This is a genomic window from Desulfocurvibacter africanus subsp. africanus DSM 2603 (genome assembly GCF_000422545.1).
Lineage (GTDB): Bacteria > Desulfobacterota > Desulfovibrionia > Desulfovibrionales > Desulfovibrionaceae > Desulfocurvibacter > Desulfocurvibacter africanus.
In genome coordinates, this window is record NZ_AULZ01000021.1 from 15,641 (window position 1) to 35,441 (window position 19,801).

Here is a 19,801-nt window from a genome sequence, read left to right on the forward strand (position 1 = left end):
CGGAAGTATGGAAAACTATTAATGCCGTTTACGGTTCGGCTGGCAGGCGCACGCGGATTGTGATGCCCTGGCCGGGGCTATTGGCGACTTCGATGCGGCCGTTATTCTCGCGTATGATCTTGCGGGCCAGGGCCAGGCTCAGACCCACGCCTCGCCCCTTGCCCATGGAAAAATAAGGCTCGAAGACGTACGGCAGATGCTCGGCCGCGATGCCGGGGCCGTTGTCACCGATGCATGTGTCCAGAGTGCCTGCGTCGCCACGTGCCACACGTACGGTGAGCGTTCCTCCGGGGCCCGTGGCCTGGCTTGAGAAACGCAGAAGCGACACGAATGCTTTGCGCAGTCCGGCTGCATGGCCGCGTGCAGACGGCAGATCCTCTTCGGCCGACAGGTTATGGACGATGCCCCGCACCGCCAGTTCCTCGCCCAGTTCATCAAAGCAGCAGGAGAGCAAATCGGGCAGGGCCACGGCGGCCAGGCTCTCTCCGGCTGGATCGTCCAATCCGGCGGGGTCGGCCGGTCCGGCCAGCCCCGCCAAGTCGTCCAGCAGGGCTTCGATGCGCGCAATGCCTTGACCCACGTTGCGCTCGAAGCGCTCCAGAAAGTCGGGCTGGTCCTTTCTTGCTCGCAGCACCGAAACGAAGGCCTTGATGGATGTCAGCGGGTTGCGGATGTCGTGGGCCAAGCCGGCCGCCAAACTGGTCAAGCCAAACGACCCAGCGTCATCGGGCGGATCGTCGAACGCAGCCCGTGGGAGTTCGCGCGAAGCGGGTTGCGGCCATGTCGACGTGCTCATGCGAGTGCCGGGAGATCCTCGGTCATCAACTCCGCAGGACATGCCCATGGACACGGCTCGGTATACCCGTGAGCGCTGAAGCGCGAAGGCGGGCCAGCGCAGGGCCCCGCGCCGACAATATCCCCCGGAATACCGCCCGGCCCGGACTGGCTGGTGGCGGATGCCCAAAGCCTGTGCGCAAGATGCGGACGGTGCTGCCCGGTGCGGGTGCGCACGTCTGGTATAGGCAGCCTGTGGCCTTGTGGGACCGTTGAGGCAGCCTTTGGTCGACGCAGATCCAGGGCGAGCCTCGGCGGGCCGGAGGGCGCACGTGGGGAGGGCTCGGCGGAATCCGCGCTGGCGAAGGGCACGCATGCATATGCCTTTGCTGTATATTTGAAACTACATGTACCTTCTTTTCTCCAAAACTGGAACTGGCTGCCGGATAAGGATCCCGGCTTGCTCGTAAGCTGCGGTCGCATCGTGGCGCTGATCTCGCATTGCCGAGTGCACACGAACATGTGCACTGCACACGTTCGTGTGCACTCGAGTGAGATACGGACACGGTTGCAAGGACACTCAATTTTTTGGGGATCGAGACAATGCAACGAATACGGGTCTGATTACCCATATCGGAGAGCGGGCATGCAAGTTGCTCATGATGTATGCTTTCGCGCTGATCGGCGCGGGGAATTAATGCATAAGGAGAGACCCATGCATGTTGCGGTCATGACCGGCGGCTTGGAGAGCGAGGATCTCGCGCGCAGGCTGCTCAAGGCAGGCCATCGCGTGCTCGCCTGCGCTCTGGACGACGAGGCCCTGGAGAGGTTGGCCCATCATGGAAGGATCGAACGAGCATCCCTGGAAAGCGTGCCGGCCAAACTATCGCGGCCCCGTGTGCTCTGGTTCGCCACGACGCCTGCCCGCGAATTCGATGCGGCTTTGGACAAGCTGGAAGGCTCCTTGGCCAAGGACGACACGCTCGTGGATAGTGGTAATACCTTTTACGAGGACGATCTGTGCAGGGCCAAACGCCTTGAGCGCAGGGGGGCATTCCTGCTCGATGCGGGAGTTTTCAAGGAGGGCTACCGTCTTTCCTTTGCAGTGGGTGGTGACTTTGCCGCCTTCGAGTTCCTGCGTCCCCTATTCGAAAGTCTGGCTTTCCGGGGGGGCGTCTGCCATTGCGGCGGGCCAGGGGCAGGGCATTTCGTGCGCAGCCTGCACGAGCGTACCGAGCACCTCTTGCGCATGGCCTACCACGATGCCCGAGAGTGCATAGAGGCCTCGCCATATAAGGTCGACCTGGGTTTTTCCGAGTTCCTTTTGTTCACGCAGCGCTACTGCAAGGGGCAGCCATGTGCTGACCTGCCTCTGGAGGGACTTGCCGCCATGGCTGCGCCCAGTGTTACTAGCAGGCCTGACTAAGACTGGCTTCGCAAGCTATGCGGCAAACCACTTCGGACTGGAATTTCCACTGTGGAATGATAATACTCTTAACAGCTTAGTGATACAGGAGTGGTTGACTCAGTTGTTGTCGGAAAAATGATGTCCTAATATTCCATGCCAGCACAAAATTAAGTAACTAGTATATGATCGAACCAGATTCCCTATCGGGCTTCCTCTAGAATTCTTCCGGTTGGCCTTGTGGGCAATGACTCTTGCTTTGTATTGGATTAGCTCTTATCATGACTTCTCTTTTTCATCCCCCCCATGAGACTCATAGGAAGAGCGATTCATATGGTATCATCGTTTGATTTGTTTCTAGAGCGTGTGCGCAAGGCCACCGGCGTCAAAACCCAAGTGGAGCTTGGTAAGGTGCTCGGCATCCGCCAATCCAGCATTTCAGATGCCAAGCGTCGAGGCTCCGTGCCTGCCGATTGGCTCATGAAGCTTTTCAGGACCTACGGGCTCAACCCGGATTGGTTACTGGAGGGTGCAAGCCCAGTTTACCTCAAGCCTGGCGCGTCTCCGTCCAAGGGGCTTGAAGATGAAGCCGGCGCAGGCCAGCCCTCATCATCTCGCCTGGTAGGCGTGTCAAGCATGTTGGGCCGTGAGGACGAAAACGGCCAATGGCAGCCCGAGTGGACCTTCCATATGGAGATCCCGGCCATGTTCCACCGCCCTTCGGTGCATGTGATGCAGGTGGACAGCGTGGACATGGCCCCGATCATCCTCAAGGGCGCTTTCGTGGGCATCGACACCATGCGCCGCAACATAGTGGATGGCGAGATATACGCCTTCCATGTCCCGCGCGAGGGGCTGATCATTAAGCGCGTCTTTCACGACATGCATAGCGCCTCCTACAGGCTGGCGAGCATGGACCCGCGCTTCTCCGAGACGACCCTCACCCAGGCCCTCAAGGAGCAACGCTGCGTGGGCCGCGTGGTTTGGGTCATGCAGGATTTATAGACGCCAATCGGAATGGTTGCGCGCATTGAAGGCGGGATGGTCCGGACAGGCCATTTCGCCTTTTTTCGTGCGTGCCGCGCGCCGGCCATGCGTGTATGCCGAATTGGAAAGGGCTCCGCCCGCCGAGGAGGTACGCCATGGACAGCCGGGATTATCGCCGAGGCTTGCTGGCCAAGGTGCACATCGCCAGGAAGGATCTGGGGCTGACCGAGGAGGAATACCGGGCCACGCTGCGCGAGATGTTTGGCATTGAATCCGCCGCGCAGCTTTCGGAAGGGCAGCTTGGGGATCTCGTCGAGCATTTCCTGCACCGAGGCTGGCGCGGACCTCAAGACCTGTCGGACAGACCCGGTTATCTGGAGATTGCGGACAGCGACCCCTACGCCCGCCAGAAACGCTACATTCTGGCCCTGGCCCGGCGTTTGGGCTGGCGGCCCGGCGTGCTGCAACGCTACATGCGCGCCAAGGTCCGGTCTTCGTCCCTGGCTCACCTGCATGACCCGACCAAGCTCAACCTTCTGGCCCGCGACCTCTGGGGCCGCTGCGTGCGCCAAGGCATTGATCCGGCGGCCAAAGGGGAGCCCAAGCCCCCCCAAAGGCCCGACGAACCGGCGGAAGGCGCTGGCGGTGAAGGAAGCGAATCCGGAACAAGACGCAGACCGCAGCGCAAGGCCCGGGACAAGAGTTAAGACAAATTGCAGAAGAACCGGGAAGGGCATTGCCTGCCAGAGCGGCTCGCTCCTCCCCAGGCCCCACCTACCAGGGGCGGACGCGCCCCTGGACCCTCGAAGTTCGTTGGCGAATTGCCATGGGGCAGCTTGCGCATAAGCAAACCCCGCCAGGTTGTTACCTGACAGGGTTCTCGTGTCAGCTACAGCAGATTCCTTTTAAGAGATTGCTTTTAAGACGCCCGCTTCGGCGTTGACGGCGCAAGTGAATTGCGCCGCCGCTTATGCTCTGCAAGCCATGCCGACGCATGGCTTGCAGAGCATTTTCAAAAGCAAAATACTCTAATTGCTTATCCGGAAAAGGGCTGTGGCCGCCTTCCAGGTCTTTGCCTGAGCTTGTTATGTATCTTGATCCCGTGCTGGCGTTGGCACCGGAGGCGGGACGTAGCCGGCGGGTGGCTCGGATTCCTGTACGTCGGGCTTGGCTTTTTTCTGCTCCTGTTGCTTCCGCCATTCCTCGAAGGCGGGGTTCACGGGAGCCTCGCGCGGCGCGTCCGAGTCCGGTTTATCCGGCCCACAGGCAGCGCATCCCCACACGGACACCGCCAGCAGCACGCAGCAGGTCAGGCTGGCAAGCAGACGCTTCATGATCGGCCTCCCTTGATTGTCATGCGGCGCATGCGCCATGCCAGGGCCGCGGCGGCCAGCAGGACCCACTCCAGGCCCAAACCGGCGCCCGAGGTCATGACGCAGCCGCCACCGCCACCACCAGAGGATTGTCCGCCATCGCCGTCCGGATTGTCCAGACCATCCTTGTCCTGGCCATCGTCCATGGCCGCATCGGGCTCGCCAAGGACGAGGCGCAGCTCGTCCTCGCCGATGAGACCGGCCTTGTCGCGCACGCGCAGCCGAAAGACCGGGTCCTGGTCGCCTTGGGCATCGGCAAGATCGATGACAGGTGCGGCCGAGGCCGGATCAGCTATGGCGACTGGGCTGCCCGCGATCTGCAGCCACTCGTAAGCCAGGTTTTCGGTCTGGTCGTCGCTGGAAGCAGCGGCGTCGGGTCGGTATTCGCTCAGGCCGTCGATGACCACATCGGCTCCGGCCCTTGCCTTGGGCGCGGTCTGGTTGAGGCTGCCCAGGACGTTGACCACGACCTGGTCGCTGCTGGACAGGCCGTTTGCGTCGGTCACGGTGATCTCGAAGGCCAGGCTTTCGCCCCAGGCGCTTGAATTCGGGGCCGTGAAGTAAGGCTTGTCCGTATCCGCATCCATGAGATCCACGGCCGTGCCGGCGACCTGGGTCCAAGCGTAGTAGGCGATGGAGCCGCTGGCCTGGGCCGCGCTGGCCGAGCCGTCCAGGGTCACGTTGCCGCCGGGCTGCGCGGTGCGCACCGGACCGGCCTCGGCCAGGGGCGGCGTGCCGTCCATGCCCACGAAAACGCGGCAGATGTCGGTGGTGGCATGCGCGCTGCCAGACGTGCTCACCGTGAGCTTGAAGGTCAGCGCCGCCGGAGTCGCCGGAGCCGTGAACGAAACCGTGGCCGCGTTGGGGTTGTCGAGTTGCACCGCCGGGGTGCCGATCTGCTCCCAGGCATAGGTCATGGCCCCATTTTGAGGATGGCGCGAGTGCGAGCCGTTCAGCGTAACGCTCGCGCCGGTCTGTACGTGCTGGTCCTGGCCAGCCGAAGCCTGGGGCGTGTCATTGTCCATGATCCGCACAAGGCAGGTATCCGAAACGCTTTGGCCGCCGGCGCTGACCGTCAGGCGGAACGTAAGCAGTGCTCCGTTTGGACCGACCTGCGGGGCCGTGAAGGTCGGCTGGGCCGACGTGGTGCTAGATAGGCTCACACTGGGGCCGGCGGTCTGGGCCCAGGCCAGGCTTGCGCCGGTAACTCCTCCGGCCGCGCCGGAGAGGCGCACCGCGCCGCTCTCACGGACGAGCACGTCCTGCCCCGCGTTGGCCGTGGGCTTGGGCGTATTGCCCCCGTCATCCGGGGTATCGTCACCACCGGAATCATCTCCGCCGGAATCGTCGCCACCCGAATCGTCACCGCCCGAGTCTCCGTCGTCCTGGTTCGGATTCGTTCCTCCGGAATACTCCTGAAGATTGGTCAGGCCGTCGCCATCGGAGTCGGCGGCGGCATCGTTGCTCTTGGGATTGAGGCTGTAGGTGACTTCCCAGCCATCGGGCATGCCGTCGCCGTCGGTATCGGCCTTGGCCGGGTTGGTGCCGAGTTCGTATTCCTTCAGGTTGCTCAGGCCGTCCTGTTCATAGTCGCCGGCCCCGGTCTGGGCCAGGTCGCCGAAGTACTGGCGCTCCCAGGCGTCGTCCAGCCCGTCGCCATCCGAATCAGGATCGGCCGGGGCGCTGCCCGCAGCGCGGGCAAAGGCCTTGACGCACACGTCCCGGCCGTTTTGGCCCATGTCGGTCCAGGACGTGCCGTTGCCGCTCATGTAGCTGCGTCCGCTGGCGGACGTGGCCTTGGAGGAATAGTTGCTCTGGGCCGCTTCCACGGGCACCAGGTATGTGGTGCCGGAGGTCGTGCTGACTTTGACGACCACGGAGAACTTCTCGCCTGGGGACACGCGCACGGGCGTGGGCAGGTCCACGGTGAAGTAGCCCGACTCGGCGGAGGTGCCGCTGACTTCGGCCACTGGGCCGGAAGCGTTCACCGGACTGCCCGAAGCCGGATTCTTGTACACGCGGATGGTGTAGCTGGTGGCTGGAGCCGCGGCATAGGTGCTCACGGCGAAGATATCCTGCTCCGTGCTGCCCTGGACGGGAAACACGTTGCCGTAGGACGGGCTTGATCCGCTGCCGTAGGTCGATGTCCAGCCCAGGGTGTCATATTGATATATCTGCGAGTACGCGCCGGCCTGGCCGAAGCCGAAGCTGTAGGCCGAGCCGTCGTAACCGAGCTTGCTGTCGTAGTAGGAGACGTAGAAGTAGCCTTTTTCACCAAAGCTCGTGCCCCAGCTGTTCTTGATGATGAACGCGCCGTTGCCCGGGGGAGGGCTGGGGAAGTTGGCGGCCGGGTAATTGTCGTCCCAGCCCACGATGACCACGGCGTGGTTGGCCGGGGTCGTGCCGGAATAGTAGTGCGCTGCCGTGGACGACTTGTAATGGCTCGTCGAGGTGCTCGTGTAGTGGCTCGTGTAGACGCCGCCGTGATCCATGACCGCCTGCTTGAGGAACTCGTTGTCCAACGATCCGGTACGCGCGGGCAGGTAGGCCATGTTCCTGAGCCACTTGCGCGCCGCGATGGTCTGCGAGGTCGTGCTGCCGGTTTCGTAAGGGTCGTCGCTCTCCAATACGGGGCCAGCGCCGCGTGCCAGGTAGGCCGTGGACATCATGTGGTTGCCGCCTGCGCAGGGTCCCAGGTCGAATCCGTGGTTGTTCTTGAGGTTGTCCTCGGAAAAATCCAGGGATTCTCCTGGCATGAGCGCGGATTCGATGCTGGCCATGGTGGCGAAGGACCAGCAGGCCCCGCAACTGCCTTGGTCGCGGATGGCCGTGATCCGGCCGGTATTGCGCAGGTCGAAGCTGGCGGGCAGGTTGGCGCGCAGGATCTGCAGCCCCATGGGGGTCATGGGCTTCTGCTTGATGGTCACTGGAAGAGGGACGAGGCCTGGTTCCAGGTCGCCGTTTCGTATGCGCTCCATGATGTGCGCAAATTCCGGGTTGGGTGGTTCCTTTTCGGGCTCCAGGGCCTGGGCCTGGAAGGGTTGGGCCAGCAGGATGAGCAGGGCCGCGACTATAGCGAAAAAAGCATTCATGAAGCGATTCCTTGCGTTTGGGGGGCGTGGGACGCTCCCGCGGGGCAGAATGGGCCCGGCAGGCAAGGATGCATACTGCACGGCCTGTACCGATGGAGCTATGCGCGAACAGGCGCGGACATGCGCGGCATCGGAAGACGCATAAGCGGGATGGTGCGGCCGGGCAGGCCAGCCGCAAGGTGTGACTACATCACGATTGGCGTGACGTGAGGTGCATGGAGGAGATCAATCCTCGGCAACAGAGGCGCGCCGCAGGATGTTCGAAATTCAATTCCGGATCAGGCCAAGCCAGGGGCAAGCGTCTTCTTCTCCACGGCGGAAGCAGTCGTCCACGCAGGCGGACAGGAGCCGGTAGGCGCTAAGGCCGAAGGAGCGCAGCCAGAAGAGTTTTTCGGGCAGCAGCCCCTGGTTTATGGAGAAGAAGCCGGCCTTGACGGTCTTGCCTTCGTACAGGTCGCCAAGGCCGAGCCCGTGCGTGTCGAGTACTGGCTTGAGCGTGGCGTACAGGGCGTGCACCTCGTCCACCAGCCGGTCCATGGGGAAGCCGCGCAGGACTCCGGGGAAACGCTCGCTACGCTCAAGGCTCTTGGGGGCATTCTCGTTATACTCGGCAAGCAGCGATACGGAGAAGAGAGGAAACAGGCGACTGCCCAACTCGCCGATAGCCTGGCGCTGGAGGAATTCGTACTCAGGGGTGTCAAGCTGGCTGCGCGCGGACTGCACCAGTTCCACGGCGCGATAGAATTCGTGCAGGGCCGTTACGACACGCGGAAACGGCACCATGCGCATGTAGGCATGGATTGCGAAGCGCTGCTCGTACATGAGAAGGTCCTCCAATGGAATCGGAGGACCCTATCGTATAGGAATTGCTTAGACAACCATAAGCTGTCGCATGAAGCTGATGGTGCATCGCCGGGACGGCAGAGCGTTGGCTCGTCCACGGCAGCGGCAAGTGGGCAGCTAGCGCGCCGGCTGGTAGTACTTCTGGGCTTCGGCCAGATGCTTGCGAATGTTCGCGATGCGCTGCTGGTCCGAGGGGTGCGTGGACAGGAAGGCAGGCGGCTTGTCGCCGGGGGCCTGCATCATGTTCTGCCACAGCTCGATGGAGGCCTCGGGCGGGTAGCCGGCCTTGGCCATGAGAATGATGCCGATACGATCGGACTCGCTCTCCTGAGTGCGCGAGTAGGGCATGACCACGCCATAGTTGGCCGCGATGCCGAAAGCTTCCATGACCGTGGGCGACAGGCCCAAGGTTGATCCGGCAATGCCGGTGCCGAGCTGGGTGGCCGCGGCGACGCTCATGCGTTCCGAGCCGTGCCTGGCCAGCACGTGGGCGATCTCGTGACCGATAACCGCGGCAAGCTGGGGCTCGGTGCGCGCGTACTTGAACAGTCCCTCATAGACGAACACGTGGCCGCCGGGCAGGGCGAAGGCGTTGGGCACGTCCTTGCCTACCAGGTGGAACTGCCATTTGTACTGGCTCTCGGTCACGGCAGCGATGCGCTGGCCCACGCGCTGGACCATCTGCGCCTGGGGCGTGCCGGTGACGACAGGCTCCTTGGTCAGCACTTCCTGGGCGGCCTGGTTGCCCATTTCGCTGGCCTGGTCGTCGCCCACCAGCATGAGCTGCTGGCGGCCGGTGTAGGGAGCCTCGGCGCAGGCTGCCAGGATCGCGGCCAGCGTCGCGGCCAAGGCCAGAATCATTACCAGTGTGCGCGGGAAAGCAAAGCTCGGGTTCATGTCCATTGCATAGCGCGCCACAGCCCTCTCAGGCAAGGGTTTGCGGCAGGCATTTTGCGCTTGCCTGCTTTTCGCCAAGGCGTTCCAGCAGATAAAGCACTTCACGGTTTACGGGCTTGTTGACCTGCTCGTAGCGTGCGACCCGCCAGATGGTCGGGGCCAGGGACCCGCACCAAGCGGCGATTGCCTCGCCTTCGGCTTGGCCGCCGGGATGGCCGGTGTACACGGCGATGGATACGATTCCGCCAGGAGCCATGAACGGCAGGAGAACCGCGAGCGCGGCAAGGGTGGTTTCAGGCCTGGTGATTATGCGGCGGTCGCTGCCCGGCAGAAAACCCAGGTTGAATGTGGCCGCGCGCACACGCCCTTGGGACTCGGGCGGCAAATGCTCGGTCAGACGTTCGTGGCCCGCCCGGAAGATCTGCACGCGTTCGAGCAACCCGGCCGCGGCCAGGCGCTCGCGCGCCCGGTGGATGGCCACCTCCTGGATGTCGAAGCAAAAAACTTTGCCTGCCTGCCCCACGCTCTCGGCCAGCAGCACGGCGTCACGGCCGTTGCCGAGCGTGGCGTCCACGGCCAGATCGCCGGGGCGCAATGCCTGATGCAGGATGGACGCGGAGAAGTCTAGGAAGTCTGGGAGGTATGTCACGGCGTTGTCTCTCGACCGGCTTGAGTATGTTCGCGGCAATGCCTACGACGCCTCGATCAGCCTGTCCATGTTTCATCCCACTGAAATTGAAAAAAGTCTGGCGCTGTTTCAAACGTTTAGCTAATGGATTATACCAGTAAGGGTTAGAAATAATGCAATGGGGTGTAGATCTTGGACGACATACGTACGAAAGAGCAACTACTGCTGGAGATCCCCGAGCTGCGCAAGCAGCTTGAGCGGCTGCGCTACCCCTTCGACGGCGCTTCTCGCCATTGGCAAGAGGCCAGCCAGGTCATTCTCGATTCCATCCTGGAATCCATTCCCGAGGGAGTCATCGTTTCGGGTGGCCCGTCCAGGCTGCCGGTACTCAGCATCAGCCGCTACGGCCGGGAGATGCTGGGCGGCGGAAGCGACCTCATCGGCCTGAGCCTGGCCGACCTGCTGGGGCCGTGGAACATGCTCGACGCCGACGAAACCCAGGGGCTGGAGTTGAGCGAATTCCCCCTGTATCGGGCCGTCATGGAGCGGGAGGTCATCCGCAACTGCGAAATGATACTGGTGCGGCCCGACGGCGCGCATATCCCCATTCTGTGCAACGCCGCGCCGATTTTGGGCCTGAATCGCGAAGTACTGGGCGGCGTGTGCTCCTGGCGTGAGATCCCGGAGCTAAAGGAGGCCGAGAAGATCCTCCACAAGCGTCACCAGGAGTTCAAGGCCTTGGTGGAGAACAACCCCGACGTCATCGCACGCCTGGATCACGGCCACCGCTTCCTCTATCTTAACCCAGCTTCGGAAGCCCTGTCGGGATTGGCGCCTGTGCAGATCATCGGCAAACGTTTCCAGGAGGTCATCAAAAGCTCCGATGAGGACATGCAGGAGGCCGAGAAGGTCATCGAGCGGGTTTTGCGCACGGGCAAGGAAGACTCGGTCGAGCTGCCCATCCGCCTGAACGGACGGCGCAAGATTTTCCAGATCCGCATTGCGCCGGAGCGCGACGCCGAAGGCTCCATTCGCACCGTGCTGTGCATCGCCCGCGATGTGACACGCATTCGCCAGCAGGAGCAGATGCTGCGCAAGGCCAAGGAGGAGGCCGAGATGGCCAGCCGGGCCAAGAGCGAATTTTTGGCCAGCATGAGCCACGAAATCCGCACGCCGCTTGGCGGCATCCTTGGCATGACCGAACTGCTCATGGCCCGCGTGGCCGGCGACAGCAACCAGTCCTACCTGGAGCTTATCGAGAATTCAGCCATGAGCCTGCTTGGCATCCTCAACGACATACTGGACTTGTCAAAAATTGAAGCCGGGAAAGTCGATCTGGAGCCCGAGGAGTTCGAGTTCCGTGAAGAGATGCTGACCTTGGCCGAGCCCTTCCGCATTCAGGCCGAGAAAAGTGGTCTGAGCTTCGATGTGCGCCTGGACCCGGCCATCCCCGAGCGAATGCACGGCGACCTGGAAAAGCTCAAGCAGATCCTGCGCAATCTTCTGTCCAATGCCGTCAAGTTCACGGTCAAAGGCGGCGTGACACTCACGACCGACCTGGCGGATAAATGCGGTGATCAATGCCGCCTGCGTTTCACAGTGAGCGATACGGGCATCGGCATCCCCAGACACAAGCAGCGCAGCCTGTTCGGCATGTTCGAGCAGCTCCGCGATCACATGAGCAAGAACTGCGCGGGCACCGGCCTTGGCCTGGCCATCTCCAAACGCCTGGCCGGCATGCTTGGCGGCGACATCAGCCTGGAGAGCGAGAAGGGCCTTGGCAGCACCTTCACCTTCACTGCCGCCCTGACCTGTGCGAACGGCTCGTCCCGCCAGAGTGTTTGCCGTCCCGACGCCACGGCCTTGTCCCACTTGCCGCCCCTGCGCATCCTCGTGGCCGAGGACAACCCCATCAACCAAATATTCATCCAGGCTTTGCTGCAGGACGCCGGTCACGACGTGCGCATCGCGCCAACAGGCTGCGAAGTGCTGGAAGTGCTGGCCCGAGACTGCTTCGACTGCGTGCTCATGGACGTGCAGATGCCCGAGATGGACGGCATGGAGACCACCCGGCGCATCCGCGCCATGGCTCCGCCGCTTTGCGATATCCCCATCATCGCCCTGACCGCCTACGCCATGAAGGAAGACCAGGAGCGCATCATGAGCGCAGGCATGGACGGCTACGTGACCAAGCCCGTGGACATCGCCGAGTTCAGCCGCGTGCTGCGCGAGAAGCTGGCCCACGCTCGGCCCGAGGCTTTCCTCCTGCCGGCCCGATCAGCCTAGAGCAGCTTGCTTTTAAGACGCCCGCTCCGGCGTTGACGGCGCAAGTGAATTGCGCCTACGCCGAAGCTAGCGGCAAGCCATGCCGACGCATGGCTTGCAGAGCATTTTCAAAAGCAAAATGCTCTAAAGCCCTTTTCCCGGCAGGCCTCTTGCCTCCAGACCGGTAAACGCTTAAGTTTATCTCACCGGGCGCCACAAGACGGCATGCGACTTGTGGTGCTCCTTTTTTTCAACACCAATCAGACGGAGCGACAGGACACGTGACTCACCAGGCAGGAGATTTCGTTGAGGCGCACTGTGGCAAGTGTGGGGATGCCTTAAGGCACGCGGTGGTAGCGCTCGTGAACGGCGAGGTGGTCAAGGTCCAGTGCATGGTCTGCGGCTCCACGCACAAGTACAAGCCCACCACCCGCCAAGCCAAGACCGATAGCCCTGGCACCGTGCGCCGCACCAAAACCGCTTCGGGCGTGTCCACCACCCGAGTGTCCACTCCGCGCTCCCCGGCCAAGGCTACTTCGTCCTCGGGCAAAGCGGCCCGCGGACGCCGCGACTGGGAGGAGCAGATGGCCAAGCGCGACGTATCCACGGCCAAACCCTATAGCATGGGCGCTTGCTTCGCCGAGGGTGATCTTGTGGATCATTCCAAGTTCGGCTTCGGCATCGTCACCAAGACCACGCGCCCCGACAAGATGGTTATTTTGTTCGAGGAAGGCCCCAAAGTTCTGCGCTGCACCCTGTAAGCGCGCATGTATCTTGACCCGCGTTTAAAAGGGGCGACCGCCTTTGCGACGGTCGTCCCTTTTCTGCGGCAAGTAGCCGGAATTTAATTTGAATCTTGAGAAGGGTCTTCTGTAATTCTCAACTGCGCATTATTCGAGCCAAGCTCGGACATCGCTCACCCAGGCCTTGCCTTCCGTACCTCACGCAGCCTTACTGATCTACATAGAACAGATTGCTTTTAAGACGCCCGCTCCGGCGTTGACGGCGCAAGTGAATTGCGCCTACGCCTACGCGGCGGCAAGCCATGCCGACGCATGGCTTACAGAGCATTTTCAAAAGCAAAATGCTCTAACCCGCATTTCGGTGGGCTGCTATTCCATGCCTATCGAAAACAGCCGCTCCAGATCATGCTTGGAATAGGCCTTGAAGGCGATGAGCGTCTCCGAGTCGGTGATGCCTTCTATCTTGAGGAACCTGCCCGTGACGATTTCCGCCAGAGCTTCGTTGTGCGGTACGCGCAGGATGGCCACCAGGTCGAAACGGCCTCCCACGGAGTAGACTTCGCTGACGCCCGGTATCTCCACGAGCTGCGTGGCGATCTCGTTGATCAGGTCAGGCTTGACGGTCATGAGCACGATTGCGTTCACCATGGCTTTACCTCCGCCGGGATAATAGCTCAAAGTCGTTTTTCGGTCCAGGCAGCGGCGATTGGGGCTTGCCTGTTTCGCTGGGGTGGCTAGCATGGAGGCAAGGAGGTTTGGGCCATGAACATGAAACAAAGCACAATGGCCGAAGCCGGGGTGTGGACGCCGGATATTCCGCCTCTGGACCGCATGATCCCTGCGGGACTCAAGATCGCTACCTTCGCCATGGGCTGATTTTGGGGGCCGGACTCCCGGTTCGGGAGCATCGAGGGAATCTGGCGCACGCGTGTGGGCTACGCCGGCGGCAGCACTCCGGACCCAACCTACAGGCGCATCGGCGATCATAGCGAGACGCTGCAGATCGAGTACGATCCGCAGACCATCGATTATGCCGAACTGCTGCGGCTGTTCTGGGAGGGGCACGAACCCTCGCGGCCGGCCTGGTCCCGGCAATACGCCTCGGTCATCTTCTGGGTTGACGAGGAGGAACGGCGACTGGCCGAGGAGAGCCTGCGCGAGTGGAATGCGCGTCGGGGCGGGGTGTACACGCGGGTGGAGCGGCTGGAAGAGTTCTACCGCGCCGAGGATTATCATCAAAAGTACTATCTGCGTGGGGCCACGGAAGTCATGCTCGACTTTACGGCCATTTATCCGGCCCAGATGGGCCAACGGGCCTTCGCCGACTCGCCCGCCGCGGCACGGGTCAATGGCTACCTGGGCGGCTATGGCGGGCCGGAACGGCTTGCGCGCGATCTGACTCTGCTGGGTCTGTCTCCGCGCGGGGAACGGTATCTCAGAAGGGTCGTGGAGCGCAGCGGAGGACTCTGGCGCTGAGGTCCGGCGACTGTTGAATTGCGCCACATGCATGCAGGGCTTCCCTGTCATTGCAAGATTTGCTATGCAGCATGCGGGAGTAGGGATAATCATGAAAACGCGTATTCGCATGCTGACAGTCGCGTTGCTTGTGGCTGCGACGTTATTCAGTGCTCATGGAGCCTGGGCCATGACCGGTCGGGAATTCGTCGGCCTGTTTTGGTCGCGCGAAAAGCTTGCCGAGGTGGACCGCTACCGGAGCTTTTTCAAGGAGCAGGGTTACAGGTACGTCCCCGACGCCTACTCGCTTGCCGCGCACATGGAGTTGAATATCCGCAGCAGAGAGCAGTACGACCTCTGGCTGGACCATTTGACGCTCATGGCGGCCAAGGAGCTGGGTATGCGGCGCTAGGTCGCGCCGAGACGGTTTTCAGTTCCTCGAAAAAACCTTGAAGCGGCGGGCAAGCTGGCGTGCCCCCGCGTGAGGCCGCGCCGCTGACTCGGACATGGCTCAGATGTCCAGATCCAATTCCTCGTCGTAAAAGAAAGCAGGCTCCCACAGCCATTCCGGACAACTGTCGGAACGGATGATCTTGGTGGCCGGTGCGCCATCGTACAGTACTTCGTCGATTACAAGGAGCATGTCGCGACCATGCTCCTGGGTCTTGATGCGCAAGGTAATGCGGGCCGGGTCCAAGGGGGCTTGCAGGCCGTTCCACGCATACTCGATGATTTCTCCGCCATGACAGCCCATGACCGCCGTAACCATGGGTTCGAGCATGCTCACGCCGGGATCGGATGGCGCGGGCTGCTGGTCCGCGAATTCCAGGTTCACCTCGGACAGGGGCACTTCCTTTTCCTCTTCATCCACACGCATGAGCATGCGCATGCCTTCCTCATAGGCCGTGAATCCGTCGGGAACCCAGAAGGTCACGGGATGGCCCAATATAGCCTCAAGAACGCCTCTGTCGTATAGGAATTTGTAGTCCTGGTCATGCGCCTTGCGATGGGCGATAATGCGGCGCATCTCCTCCACGGTGAAGACCATGAAGTTGTAGACGTTGTTGCCGCGATTAAAGCGCAGGATGCCATCCATTGTCGTATCCGGGTGAGTGTTCAAGTGCTATTGGTTACAGCGGTTAATGATCATGATAGCATCAGGGTCCGCAGTGGACAAGATTAGCTGGGATCATGAGCATGACTATATGCCTGGTTATTGACAAGATTCAAGCATTTGAATGTAAGGATACCATTAAAATTACCGGGAGTTGGTGCATGTCCGAGTGGGAATCGTGCCGCAGGCGGCTATTGGAGCAGGCGAATGAATTCAAGACGCGCATCGGAAAACTTTTGAGCGATGCCAAGGGACGGGAGTCAGAGGCGGAAGTCGAGGCCTTGCGGTCCAGGTTGCGCGAGATGGAGGCGCGCGTAAGGGAGCTGTCCAGGCCGGGGAGCGCCTTGGATGAACTGCGTCAAGGTGCGGGACGAACTGTGGGGAAACTCAAAGAGGTCTGGCGAAAGACCATTGCTCGCTAGCTGTTATTTGGATTTGACGCGGCCGGAGAGACGCGCAATAAAAGGCGGCATGCCAAGCCCCACGGGGCGCAGGCATGTTCAACCAGACACCATGGACGGAAGACATGAGCCAGTCGCAGGGCATCACGGCCGAGCAGCGTCGTGAGCTGATTGAACGGCTGATTCGCTTTACAAGATCAAGGACGCCTGTTTGGGGCGCGACCCTGCACGCGTTTGCTCCCGCGCATCAGCCGCGCGTGGATAGGACCGGATTGCCAAGCGAAGCCATGCGCAGGGAACTGGCCCTTCTTGAACGCCTTACCCAGCGCATCGTGGACGAGCAGGCTTAGAGGAAAGAATGAGCATCAGGAACTTCGGGCGCATCGTATGGATTGCCTCGCTGCTCGTAAGTGTGGCGTTGGTCGGCATGCCTGCCTTTGCCCAAGACGGAGGCGAGAAGCGCTTCAAGCTCTCAGCTCCGGAGTCCGAGCAACCCGTGCCCCCCCCGTCGACTTCCGCTCAACCTGCCGCAGTCAAGGAAGACGGGGAGCCGCCCGCTCCCAGTCAGAATTTGCCCGAGCCAACGGCCCCGGCAGAGCCGGTGGTCCCTATCCCGGACCAACCGGGTGGAACGGCGGGCGGGGCGGAGACACCTGCCGTTGCGCAGGACCAGCCCCTGGCCGAGGAACCTGCTGCCGTAGCCGCGCCTGTTCCCTTGCCGGAAGACGATTTGCCGCCGCCAATGAAAGTGGAGAAGAACGCGGGGCAGCCTTCCGCGACTGTCCAGAGCTTTCAGGGCGTACAGGCCCAGCCGGCGGGCAAGCCCTTGGAGATCGTGCCCATTCGCGAGGGCAAGCTGTCGAATCTGTCAACTGAAGGCGAACAAAAGGCCAAGTCTGCCAAGTCTGCCAAGTCTGCTAAGTCCGCAAAGAGCGCCAAGGTCGGCAAATCCGGCCAATCCGCCCAAACCATCAGGCCCCGCACGTTGCGGCCATTCTGGTTGGACTCCCGGCGGCACCCGGCCGACCTGAGCTTCAAACAGGGCCAGGTGGCCTTCATTCTGGGCGCCGACATCGGCCGCCGTGGCGCATACAAGACTTTCCTGCTCGACAATCCACCGCGCCGCATCGTCGATATCCCTGGCCGCTGGCGCTATGACGGCCCCACCGATCATCGCGTGCGTTTCAACGGCGTTGGCTCCATCCGCGTTGGCGAGCACCCGGACTTCCTGCGCATCGTTTTCGACTACGTCCAGGGCGAGGCGCGTCCGCCCCTGGTGCATACCACCCCCGACGGCATTTCCGTCATCTACTTCTGGGGCGAGTAGGCTATTCCGGGAGGCGGGGCGCAAGTCCTCAAGCCTTGTCCAATTCACTCATCTCCTGCTAGTGTTGAAGAAACACGTGCCTTTGTCGCGATAACAGCGGCAAGGCGCTGTTTTTCTTCAACCATGCCGGAGGCTTCATGAAAGCGCTGATTCTCTTCTATACGACCTACGGCCACAATTACATCATGGCTCAAGCCGCGGCCGAAGGCGTGCGCCAAGTGGAAGGCTGCGAGGCCATCCTGCGCCGCGTGCCCGAAAACCTGTCCGACGAGATCCTGGCCAAGATGGGTGCTCTGGAGGCCCGCAAACAGTGGGAGCATGTGCCCGTGGCCACGGTGGACGAGTTGCCGGACTACGACGCTATCATCTTCTGCGTGCCTACGCGCTTCGGCAACATGGCCGCCCAAATGCGCGTGTTCTGGGACGCCACGGGCAAGTTGTGGGTCAAGAACGCGTTGGGGGGCAAGGTCGCCAGCATCATGACCAGCTCCAACACCCAGCACGGCGGCCAAGAATCGACCATTCTCATGTCCATCCCGCCGCTGCTGCACCAGGGCATGATCTACGTTGGCCTGCCGTACACCTTCCAGGGCCAGTCGCGCATCGACGAGATCACCGGATGCTCGCCCTATGGCGCATCGACCATCGCCGGACCGGACGGCAGCCGCATGCCCAGCGAGAACGAGCTGGACGGCGCGCGGTTCCAGGGCAAGTATGTGGCGGGGATAGCTAAGAAGCTGGCGGGGTGATGCTCGTTCCGTGGATTGTCGAAAATCCTGCGTGATCTCTTTCTGCATTGTCTAATAGGGCATGGACGTTGCACTAGGAAGCCAAGTCGGAAAAAAGGAGCAACGGTCATGGCCATACAAAATATCGGATACGGCTTGGGTTCGCTTGCCAGCTGGCTTAGCGGGGGATCGGCGGAATCGACCGCGTCGGCTGACGCGGGCCAGACCCGGCAAAATGGGACCTCCCGCGAGACCTCGGGCGGCAAAATCCGCCGTCAGGTGGAAGAGCTGCTGGCGGATGTGCCCAGGCAGGGCGACAAGCTGACCTTCGACGACATAAAGGACTACCGCGAGGAACGGCTTGAAGAGTTCCAGAAAAAAGTGCGCGAAGGCCTGGAGGCCATGGGCGTGGACCTGTCCACTGACCTGAACTTGAGCTACGATGCCAATTCCGGGAAGGTGACCGCCGCGAACCACCCGGACAAGGCCAAGGTGGAGCGCTTCTTCGAATCCAACCCGGAGCTGACTCAGGAGTATGCGGATCTTTTGCAGCTCACCAAGCTCACCGAAACGGCCGATGCCAAGATATCTCCCGCCGACATGCGCCGCCGCATCCAGTCGGACATGATGAGCACCTGGTTCTCGGACAATACCGAGGACTTCTTCGGCGGCAGCCTGGCCATGAGCCTGGCCAGCGTGAACAGCCAGGTACAGGCTTACACGGGATTGAGCCTGCGTATTTAGTATAGTGCATAGGCACCTGGAAGGGCTTTGCTCTCTCCAAGCTCACTCTCCAGGGGCGGATGCGACCCTGCTTCCGCGCAATGCATGTGCGAATCGCTCCAATGCGGGCGATGCCGGCGCGGACCGGAGGGGGGCGTTGATCAGGAGCGGCGGCGCAAGTAGGGCAGGGAAAGGCGTTCCTGTTCCTGGCGGCGGCATTTGTAGCTCGTGCCGTCCATGGAGTATCCGGGCCGCCAGACCGCTACGGCAGGTATGGCCTGTCCTTGCGAGCATCCGGCTGTAGGGGCGAGACTTGCGCCCGCGCAACCTGGAGGAATATGTGATCTGCCCGCGTTGCCGAGCCCTGAGCCCCGAAGGCTCTAATTACTGCTTTCAGTGCGGCGCGGCCCTGGGGCTTTTGGACGAGTTTATCTTTTCGAACGAGTCCGGCCAGGGCGGCATGCCGGCCTTGGAAGGGCCGCTGGCCGATGTGCCGGAACTGCATTGGTTCCTGGTGCTCGTCTACAATATCATCACCCTGGGCATTTACGGCTCTGTCTGGTTCCTGCGCCGACTTGGGGCTTTCCAGCGGCTGCGCTCGGAGCGCCGGCTCAATCCCGGCCTGCTGACGGCAAGCCTCGTCTTCACCATAGCCTCGCTCGGCTGCGCCCTGACCTTGATCGTTATGGGCGAAGGGAGCGCCCTGGTTGTGGCCGGCCTGCCCGTGACGGACCTGCTGGACGACTTTTCGACCTTCCTGGATTTGTCGGCTTGGCTCATGCTCGCCCATCAGGCTCTGCGGCTGCGGCGCATGATCAAGGACCACGTTGCAGCCCAAGGTAGGCATGTGGCCATCACTGCCTTATGGACCATACTCTTCCAGAACATCAATCTGCAGCACGCCATCAACGGCCTCAAACGGCACGGACGTTCGTAGCCGCCATCCAACCCGGCTCTTCGCCGGACAGTTTCATTTCCCTTGCTTTCGCAGTCGATGCCAGCGGCATGCGGCCAATGATCTAGTCTGGGGTTTCGACTTCCTGGCC

At 61.8% G+C, this 19,801-nt stretch carries 21 protein-coding genes; 13 read left to right on the forward strand and 8 right to left on the reverse strand.

All coding sequences use genetic code 11. The features are described 5' to 3' along the window. Positions 1-28: 28 nt before the first annotated feature. A complete protein-coding gene (locus H585_RS0114265; RefSeq protein WP_027368304.1) occupies positions 29-796 on the reverse strand; it encodes an ATP-binding protein in 768 nt (255 codons plus the stop codon). 693 nt (positions 797-1,489) lie between these two features. On the opposite strand from H585_RS0114265, the gene H585_RS0114270 reads away from it, so the two are divergent. From H585_RS0114270 to H585_RS0114280, 3 genes are all read left to right on the forward strand, one after another. After that, positions 1,490-2,200 carry an NAD(P)-binding domain-containing protein gene (locus H585_RS0114270; protein ID WP_014258501.1) on the forward strand — a complete coding sequence of 237 codons (711 nt, stop codon included), beginning with the start codon at positions 1,490-1,492 and terminating at the stop codon, positions 2,198-2,200. 312 nt (positions 2,201-2,512) lie between these two features. Further along, positions 2,513-3,184, forward strand: coding sequence for a LexA family transcriptional regulator (locus H585_RS0114275; RefSeq protein ID WP_014258500.1), 672 nt, complete (start codon positions 2,513-2,515; stop codon positions 3,182-3,184). Positions 3,185-3,321: 137 nt separating this feature from the next. Continuing rightward, positions 3,322-3,873 carry a phage protein GemA/Gp16 family protein gene (locus H585_RS0114280; RefSeq protein WP_027368305.1) on the forward strand — a complete coding sequence of 184 codons (552 nt, stop codon included), beginning with the start codon at positions 3,322-3,324 and terminating at the stop codon, positions 3,871-3,873. Between the two features lie 378 nt (positions 3,874-4,251). On the opposite strand, the gene H585_RS0114285 is transcribed toward H585_RS0114280, so the two are convergent. The 5 genes from H585_RS0114285 to mnmM form a co-directional block, all read right to left on the reverse strand. Further along, entirely contained in the window at positions 4,252-4,500 is a 249-nt protein-coding gene (locus H585_RS0114285) for a hypothetical protein (protein WP_027368306.1), read from the reverse strand. Next, positions 4,497-7,631, reverse strand: a complete 3,135-nt coding sequence (locus H585_RS0114290) for a lectin like domain-containing protein (RefSeq protein ID WP_027368307.1) — start codon at positions 7,629-7,631, stop codon at positions 4,497-4,499. Before H585_RS0114290 ends, H585_RS0114285 begins: the two co-directional genes overlap by 4 nt. A gap of 267 nt (positions 7,632-7,898) precedes the next feature. Then, positions 7,899-8,453, reverse strand: coding sequence for a hypothetical protein (locus H585_RS0114295; RefSeq protein ID WP_027368308.1), 555 nt, complete (start codon positions 8,451-8,453; stop codon positions 7,899-7,901). A gap of 138 nt (positions 8,454-8,591) precedes the next feature. Next, positions 8,592-9,392, reverse strand: coding sequence for a M48 family metallopeptidase (locus H585_RS0114300; RefSeq protein ID WP_237707659.1), 801 nt, complete (start codon positions 9,390-9,392; stop codon positions 8,592-8,594). Between the two features lie 7 nt (positions 9,393-9,399). Beyond that, on the reverse strand, positions 9,400-10,020 hold the full coding sequence (mnmM, locus tag H585_RS0114305; protein ID WP_027368309.1) for a tRNA 5-(aminomethyl)-2-thiouridylate-methyltransferase MnmM: 621 nt from the start codon (positions 10,018-10,020) through the stop codon (positions 9,400-9,402). 171 nt (positions 10,021-10,191) lie between these two features. Here mnmM and H585_RS0114310 point away from each other — a divergent pair, with 171 nt between their 5' ends. Together H585_RS0114310 and H585_RS0114315 are read left to right on the forward strand one after the other, a co-directional pair. Beyond that, the gene (locus H585_RS0114310) at positions 10,192-12,285 is read left to right on the forward strand and encodes a PAS domain-containing hybrid sensor histidine kinase/response regulator (RefSeq protein WP_014258493.1); all 2,094 of its coding nucleotides are present in this window, start codon (positions 10,192-10,194) and stop codon (positions 12,283-12,285) included. 260 nt (positions 12,286-12,545) lie between these two features. Further along, positions 12,546-13,025 carry a hypothetical protein gene (locus tag H585_RS0114315; protein WP_027368310.1) on the forward strand — a complete coding sequence of 160 codons (480 nt, stop codon included), beginning with the start codon at positions 12,546-12,548 and terminating at the stop codon, positions 13,023-13,025. A 351-nt stretch (positions 13,026-13,376) separates the two neighbouring features. On the opposite strand, the gene H585_RS0114320 is transcribed toward H585_RS0114315, so the two are convergent. Next, on the reverse strand, positions 13,377-13,655 hold the full coding sequence (locus H585_RS0114320) for an Lrp/AsnC family transcriptional regulator (RefSeq protein WP_005988157.1): 279 nt from the start codon (positions 13,653-13,655) through the stop codon (positions 13,377-13,379). Positions 13,656-13,790: 135 nt separating this feature from the next. On the opposite strand from H585_RS0114320, the gene msrA reads away from it, so the two are divergent. Continuing rightward, positions 13,791-14,483, forward strand: a complete 693-nt coding sequence (msrA, locus tag H585_RS0114330) for a peptide-methionine (S)-S-oxide reductase MsrA (RefSeq protein WP_014258491.1) — start codon at positions 13,791-13,793, stop codon at positions 14,481-14,483. A gap of 91 nt (positions 14,484-14,574) precedes the next feature. Then, complete coding sequence (locus tag H585_RS21585) at positions 14,575-14,874, forward strand: hypothetical protein (RefSeq protein WP_034628157.1); 300 nt, start codon at positions 14,575-14,577, stop codon at positions 14,872-14,874. Positions 14,875-14,973: 99 nt separating this feature from the next. Here the strand turns inward: H585_RS21585 and H585_RS0114340 are convergent, their stop codons facing one another. Continuing rightward, positions 14,974-15,558, reverse strand: coding sequence for a hypothetical protein (locus H585_RS0114340; RefSeq protein ID WP_027368312.1), 585 nt, complete (start codon positions 15,556-15,558; stop codon positions 14,974-14,976). A gap of 179 nt (positions 15,559-15,737) precedes the next feature. Between H585_RS0114340 and H585_RS0114345 the strand changes: the two genes are divergently transcribed. From H585_RS0114345 to H585_RS0114370, 6 genes are all read left to right on the forward strand, one after another. Next, positions 15,738-15,998, forward strand: coding sequence for a hypothetical protein (locus H585_RS0114345; protein WP_014258488.1), 261 nt, complete (start codon positions 15,738-15,740; stop codon positions 15,996-15,998). Positions 15,999-16,102: 104 nt separating this feature from the next. Next, the gene (locus H585_RS0114350; protein WP_014258487.1) at positions 16,103-16,327 is read left to right on the forward strand and encodes a hypothetical protein; all 225 of its coding nucleotides are present in this window, start codon (positions 16,103-16,105) and stop codon (positions 16,325-16,327) included. Between the two features lie 8 nt (positions 16,328-16,335). After that, positions 16,336-17,304, forward strand: a complete 969-nt coding sequence (locus H585_RS0114355; RefSeq protein WP_027368313.1) for an AMIN domain-containing protein — start codon at positions 16,336-16,338, stop codon at positions 17,302-17,304. A 137-nt stretch (positions 17,305-17,441) separates the two neighbouring features. Continuing rightward, positions 17,442-18,053 (forward strand): NAD(P)H:quinone oxidoreductase, encoded by a 612-nt coding sequence (gene wrbA / locus H585_RS0114360; RefSeq protein ID WP_027368314.1) that lies wholly within the window; start codon positions 17,442-17,444, stop codon positions 18,051-18,053. Between the two features lie 108 nt (positions 18,054-18,161). Next, positions 18,162-18,776 (forward strand): hypothetical protein, encoded by a 615-nt coding sequence (locus H585_RS0114365; protein WP_014258484.1) that lies wholly within the window; start codon positions 18,162-18,164, stop codon positions 18,774-18,776. 292 nt (positions 18,777-19,068) lie between these two features. Beyond that, positions 19,069-19,692 carry a zinc ribbon domain-containing protein gene (locus H585_RS0114370; protein WP_244432558.1) on the forward strand — a complete coding sequence of 208 codons (624 nt, stop codon included), beginning with the start codon at positions 19,069-19,071 and terminating at the stop codon, positions 19,690-19,692. Positions 19,693-19,801: the final 109 nt, after the last annotated feature.